This window comes from Methylophaga sp. UBA5088, from assembly GCF_002414625.1.
Lineage (GTDB): Bacteria > Pseudomonadota > Gammaproteobacteria > Nitrosococcales > Methylophagaceae > Methylophaga > Methylophaga marina.
Genome location: NZ_DIAC01000109.1, coordinates 6,488 through 12,116 on the forward strand (window position 1 = coordinate 6,488; position 5,629 = coordinate 12,116).

Sequence of the window (5,629 nt, forward strand, 5' to 3'; positions counted from 1 at the left end):
TTCAGCATTTGTGGACTGCCACAGATCATGGCTCGATCATGCTCAGGATCAAGGGGAGGTAGACCAATATCCTCAAATAATTTGCCACTGGTAATCAGATCCGTCAGTCGTCCCTGATTTCGGAAAGGTTCGCGAGTGACGGTGGGATAATAAATTAACTTTTCTTTGACCAGATCACCAAAGAATTCATTGTCAGGCAAGTCTTTTTCAATGAAATCGGCATAAGCCAATTCACTGACATAACGGACCCCATGAATAAGAATGATTTTCTCAAAGCGATCATAGGCTTCAATATCCTGAATCACACTGAGAAAAGGCGCGAGCCCAGTACCTGTTGAGAAGAGGTACAGGTTCTTCCCCGGCTTCAGATCATGCACGACCAAGGTACCCGTAGGTTTTCTGCTGACTAATATCTCATCACCTACCTGTAAATGTTGCAGGCGTGAAGTGAGTGGCCCGTTAGGAACTTTGATGCTGAAAAACTCCAGATTTTCATCATAATTCGGGCTAGCAATACTGTATGCACGAAGCAACGGTTTATTGTCGACTTCAAGGCCAATCATCACAAACTGACCATTTTCAAACCGCAAACCCGGATCACGGGTGGTTTTGAAGCTGAACAGATTGTCATCCCAGTGGTGCACGCTTAATACGCGTTCGCTTGCAAATGTACTCATCGTTATCTCTTTTTTATGAAAGGGCGTTGGTTAAACTAGGCACTGCATCAAACAGATCGGCCACTAGGCCATAATCGGCTATCTGAAAAATCGGCGCGTCAGGATCCTGGTTGATGGCGACGACAATACGGCTGTCTTTCATACCGGCGGTATGTTGCACCGCACCAGACACGCCAACCGCAAAATACAGTTCAGGTGCTACCGTGACACCGGTTTGACCGACCTGAATTTCATTCGGCGCATAGCCTGCATCCACAGCCGCTCTGGTTGCACCGAGTGCAGCACCCAGCTTTTCAGCCAATGGATTAAGCAAGGCATCAAATTTTTCTGCACTACCTAATGAGCGACCACCTGATACCACCACTTTGGCCGAGTTCAGGGCAGGTCTGTCTGATTCAATACGTGACTCGCTGATCCAGCGTGTTTTAGTGAAAGGCGCTACTGCTGTAATAGTCGTAATTTCAGCCTGACCATTTAATTCAGCCGCGGCAAACTTGCTGCCACGCACTGTCAGAATTTGGCGTGTATCACCACTTTGTATAGTGGTGTGTACATTACCGGCGTAGATAGCACGCACGTAACGATTGTCAGATTGAATGTCCAATACATCGGATATCATCGCTACATCATTGAGTGCCGCCACTCGAGGTAAAACATTGCGACTAAATGAAGAGTGGGCAGCAATAAGGACCTCATAATCAGTGATTATCGAGTTAATCTGATTGCTGACATCTTCTGCGATCGGATGGGCAAACTGCTGCGCATCGACATGCAATACTCGACTAACGCCATGAATCGTGGTGGCCTGCTCTGCAATCTTTTCAGATTGATGGCCTAAAACTAACAGGTGAACCGGCTGTCCCCAAGATTGAGCTGCAGTCACAGCATGACGGACTTCGTTATGCAGTTGTTGTCCATTGTGTTCGGCTAATACTAATGTGCTCATAGTGCAATTCCTTCTTTTGTACGTAATTGCTGCAATAAAGCATCAACACTGTCGACTTTAATCCCAGCTTTACGTTGAGGTGGTTCGGCGACATTGATTAATGACAATCTGGGCGTTAACTCAGTGACCAGATCTGAAGCCGACAGGTTTTCGATCGGTTTCTTTCTCGCCTGCATCAGATTGGGTAGTTTGACGAACCGTGGATCGTTTAAGCGTAAGTCAGCAGTGACTACCGCAGGTAATTGCAATGCCACGGTTTCGGTACCACCGTCTATTTCACGGGTAACGATAGCTTCACCATTTTCAATATCCAGCTCCGAAGCAAAAGTACCTTGTGGATAATCCAACAAGGCAGCCAGCATTTGCCCTGCCTGACCAGCATCATCATCCACCGCTTGTTTACCGAGAAGTATCAGATCCGGTTGCTCTTTATCAGCGACGGCTTGTAAGAGTTTGGCGACCTCCAGCGACTGTACTTCTGTTTCGTGTTCGACCAGAAGTGCCCGATCCACACCCATAGCCAGCGCATGTCTTAATACATCCTGATTGGCTGATGAGCCAATGGACACGGCAACAACTTCATCGGCCTTACTTTGTTCTTTCAAACGAATGGCTTGCTCAATCGCATTTTCATCGAACGGGTTGGCACTCATTTTCACGCCGTCGATATCCACATTGGAACCATCGGCTTTGATACCGACTTTGATGTTGTAATCCACTACACGTTTTATCGCGACTAAAATTTTCATTACATTTCCTCTTAAGGTTTGCTGAGCATTTTATAGTGGCGTACAATATTTGTTAAATTGATAATTTAGATATTATCTATCTAATAAATAGATATGCAAAAACATGAAATTCAGTCTAAGACAACTCGAAATTTTTGTTGCTGTCAGCCGAACAGGCAGTGTGTCAAAAGCAGCTCAAGCCTTGTTTCTATCTCAATCTGCAGCGAGTACCGCACTGGCAGAATTTGAGAAGCAATACAATGTGCAATTGTTTGATCGTGTGGGTAAATCCTTGCGGATTAATCAGGCAGGTCAGCAATTGTTACCGCATGCTGTTGAGCTACTGGATCGTGCGCAGGAAATTCATAATCTCATGGAAGGTCATGCCGGATATGGTCTGATGAAAATCGGTGCCACGCTGACTATTGGTAACTATTTGGCGACCTTGCTGGTGGCCGAGTTTTTACATGAACATGCTGATAGCCGCATTGAGTTGCAGGTTCACAATACAAAAACCATCATTGAACAAATTGCGAACCATGAGCTTGATATTGGTTTGATTGAAGGGGGATGTCATCACCCGGATATTGAAGTGGAAACCTGGATTGCCGATGAGTTAGTGGTGTTCTGTGCACCTGATCATCCTCTGGCAAACAAGAAAAAGGTCACTATGCAACAGTTATTAGCAGAGCCTTGGATTCTCAGAGAAAAAGGTTCTGGTACACGTGAAACGTTTGATCGTGCTTTTCACAATTATCATTCACAACTCAATATTCGCCTCGAACTTGAACACACCGAAGCGGTAAAACGTACAGTCGAATCAGGTCTGGGTATCGGTTGCATTTCCCGACTGGCATTAAAAGATGCCTTTCGTCGCGGTAGCCTGGTACCGGTCAATGCACCTGCTTTGGATCTAGGTCGGTATTTCTATTTTCTGTGGCATAAGCAGAAATATCAGACCACCGGCATGCGTGAGTTTTTAGCGTTATGTCAATCGATTACTGCTGATGTTTCGCGCAGTGACGAGGTTAATCTCACTCGAATTATTAAGGAATAAATCATGCAACGTGACGTAATGAATTATGACTTGTTAATTATTGGTGCTGGGCCAGCGGGGTTGGGCGCCGCTATTCGTTTTAAACAATTAGCTAATGAGGCCGGAAAGGATCTCAGTGTCTGTGTGTTAGAAAAAGCCGCTGAAGTTGGGGCACAAATTATTTCTGGTGCTGTGATCGATCCGATCGCGTTAAACGAGCTGATACCCGACTGGAAACAAAAAGGCGCACCACTAAAAACCGCCGTGAGTGAAGATAAGTTCCAGTTTATGACCAGCGATAAAGCGTGGACGATTCCACATTGGTTAATGCCGCCTTTGATGAAAAATAGTGGTAACTACATTGGTAGTTTGGGTGAGTTATGCTCATGGCTGGGCGGTCAGGCTGAAGAGCTGGGCGTTGAAATCTATGCCGGCTTTTCAGCTCAGGAAGCGTTATATAACGAACAGGGGGATCTGATTGGGGTTATTACTGGGGATATGGGTAGTGATGCCGATGGTGAGCCGACAGCACAATTTGTGGCAGGAATTGAAATTCAGGCGCCTTTTACCCTAATTGCAGAAGGGGCCAGAGGTTCTCTGGCACGTCAGTTAGAGTCGCATTTCAATCTACGTGATGCAGACCGTCCAGCCAAGTTTGGCTTGGGCATCAAAGAAATCTGGCGTATCCCTGAGCAACAGCATCAGCCAGGTTATGTCAGTCATAGTTTTGGCTGGCCCTTATCTGACGATACGGGGGGCGGTGCTTTTGTCTATCACTATGGTGAACAATTAGTGTCTATCGGGATGGTGGTGCATCTGGATTACAGCAATCCGTATCTATCACCTTTTGATGAGTTTCAACGTTTCAAAACGCACCCCGAGATACGAGCAATGTTACAAGGCGGCAAACGTCTTAGTTATGGTGCCAGAGCCATTAGCGAAGGAGGTTTGCAATCTTTGCCGGATCTGATTTTCCCTGGTGGTGCATTTATTGGTTGCAGCGCGGGCATGGTCAATGTGCCCAAAATTAAAGGCAGCCATAATGCGATCAAATCAGGCATGTTAGCCGCAGAAGCGGCTTACGACTATTTTACTGAGTCGACAAATGATGGTAAGCGTTTACTTATGGAATATCCCATTAAATTAAATGCTTCATGGGTTTGGAAAGAGTTAGAAAAAGTGCGTAACTTTAAACCCTTGCTGTCACGTTTTGGCAACATGACAGGTGGCGCCTTAGCGGGTATTGAATTGTGGCTGAGTGCCTTACATATCAAGTTACCCTGGACATTGCAGCATCAGCAGGCTGACCATAAAAGTCTCAAATCGAAAAACCAAGTCAAGAAAATTGACTACCCTAAACCAGATGGTGAGCTGACTTTTGATCGCTTGTCTTCGATCGATTTGAGCAATATCGTGCATGATGATAACCAACCTGGTCATTTGCAATTAAAAGACAAGGCCGTGCCCGTCACCATCAACCTGAAGAACTATGATGCACCAGAACAACGTTATTGCCCGGCCGGAGTCTATGAAATTATTGAGCAGGCAGGGGAACCGTCGTTGCAGATAAATGCTCAGAACTGCATACACTGTAAAACCTGTGATATCAAAGACCCGACTCAGAATATTGTCTGGGTGCCACCAGAAGGCGGCAGTGGCCCTGTATACAAAGGTATGTAAGGGTGGAGTGGATAGCTAACAACAGATTTAAAGGATACTGTGATGACAGAAAATGACGCCAACCCAGAAATGGATGAGAAAACCTACGAGCTAGCTCAATTAGTCTTTCAGTTAGTGCGTGACGGTAAAGCGGAAGAGTTAAAAAAATCACTGGAAATGGGCCTGCCAGTGGATATTCGCACGGGCAATGGCGATAGTCTGTTGATGCTGGCCAGCTATAATGGCCATTATGAGATGACAAAGTTATTGCTGGAACATGGTGCCGACCCTGAACTGGCCAATGATCGCCAACAAACCCCTTTAGCTGGTGTGGCATTTAAAGGTTATAAAGATATTGCCGAGTTGTTGATTCAGCATGGTGCCAATGTCAATGCGACAACGCCAGATGGTAAAACAGCCCTGATGTTTGCAGCCATGTTCAATCAACTGGCGGTGGTCGATTGCCTGTTGGCGCATGGTGCTGATATAGAGGCCAGGACGGATGACGGCAAAACGGCGTTAATGTTGGCGGATGCGATGGGCGCGGCAGACACGCGTGAGCGTCTTCAGCAAGCCTAACTCA

Annotated in this window: 6 protein-coding genes; 3 read left to right on the top strand and 3 right to left on the bottom strand. The window is 46.1% G+C overall.

The genetic code is table 11. The features are described 5' to 3' along the window. The 3 genes from B4K20_RS13865 to B4K20_RS13875 all read right to left on the bottom strand — a co-directional run. A partial coding sequence (locus tag B4K20_RS13865; RefSeq protein ID WP_289283338.1) for a ferredoxin--NADP reductase occupies window positions 1–677 on the bottom strand: 677 nt, incomplete at its 3' end. Between the two features lie 13 nt (window positions 678–690). Next, window positions 691–1,623, bottom strand: a complete 933-nt coding sequence (locus tag B4K20_RS13870) for an electron transfer flavoprotein subunit alpha/FixB family protein (RefSeq protein WP_289283339.1) — start codon at window positions 1,621–1,623, stop codon at window positions 691–693. After that, entirely contained in the window at window positions 1,620–2,372 is a 753-nt protein-coding gene (locus B4K20_RS13875; protein ID WP_289283340.1) for an electron transfer flavoprotein subunit beta/FixA family protein, read from the bottom strand. The genes B4K20_RS13870 and B4K20_RS13875 overlap by 4 nt, the downstream gene beginning before the upstream one ends. A 103-nt stretch (window positions 2,373–2,475) precedes the next feature. Between B4K20_RS13875 and B4K20_RS13880 the strand changes: the two genes are divergently transcribed. Genes B4K20_RS13880 through B4K20_RS13890 form a run of 3 tightly spaced genes read left to right on the top strand, consistent with a single transcriptional unit; the run spans window position 2,476 to window position 5,625 of the window. Further along, on the top strand, window positions 2,476–3,408 hold the full coding sequence (locus B4K20_RS13880; protein ID WP_289283341.1) for a LysR family transcriptional regulator: 933 nt from the start codon (window positions 2,476–2,478) through the stop codon (window positions 3,406–3,408). A gap of 3 nt (window positions 3,409–3,411) precedes the next feature. Beyond that, window positions 3,412–5,067: an electron transfer flavoprotein-ubiquinone oxidoreductase gene (locus B4K20_RS13885; RefSeq protein WP_289283342.1), complete on the top strand. Its 1,656-nt coding sequence runs from the start codon at window positions 3,412–3,414 to the stop codon at window positions 5,065–5,067. 42 nt (window positions 5,068–5,109) lie between these two features. Further along, complete coding sequence (locus tag B4K20_RS13890; protein ID WP_289283343.1) at window positions 5,110–5,625, top strand: ankyrin repeat domain-containing protein; 516 nt, start codon at window positions 5,110–5,112, stop codon at window positions 5,623–5,625. Window positions 5,626–5,629: the final 4 nt, after the last annotated feature.

What these genes read in the sequence shown, in the direction of transcription:
- B4K20_RS13885 (WP_289283342.1), top strand. Translation starts at nt 3,412, where the DNA reads ATGCAACGTGACGTAATGAATTATGACTTGTTAATTATTGGTGCTGGG.
- B4K20_RS13875 (WP_289283340.1), bottom strand. Translation starts at nt 2,372, where the DNA reads ATGAAAATTTTAGTCGCGATAAAACGTGTAGTGGATTACAACATCAAA.
- B4K20_RS13870 (WP_289283339.1), bottom strand. Translation starts at nt 1,623, where the DNA reads ATGAGCACATTAGTATTAGCCGAACACAATGGACAACAACTGCATAAC.
- B4K20_RS13890 (WP_289283343.1), top strand. Translation starts at nt 5,110, where the DNA reads ATGACAGAAAATGACGCCAACCCAGAAATGGATGAGAAAACCTACGAG.
- B4K20_RS13880 (WP_289283341.1), top strand. Translation starts at nt 2,476, where the DNA reads ATGAAATTCAGTCTAAGACAACTCGAAATTTTTGTTGCTGTCAGCCGA.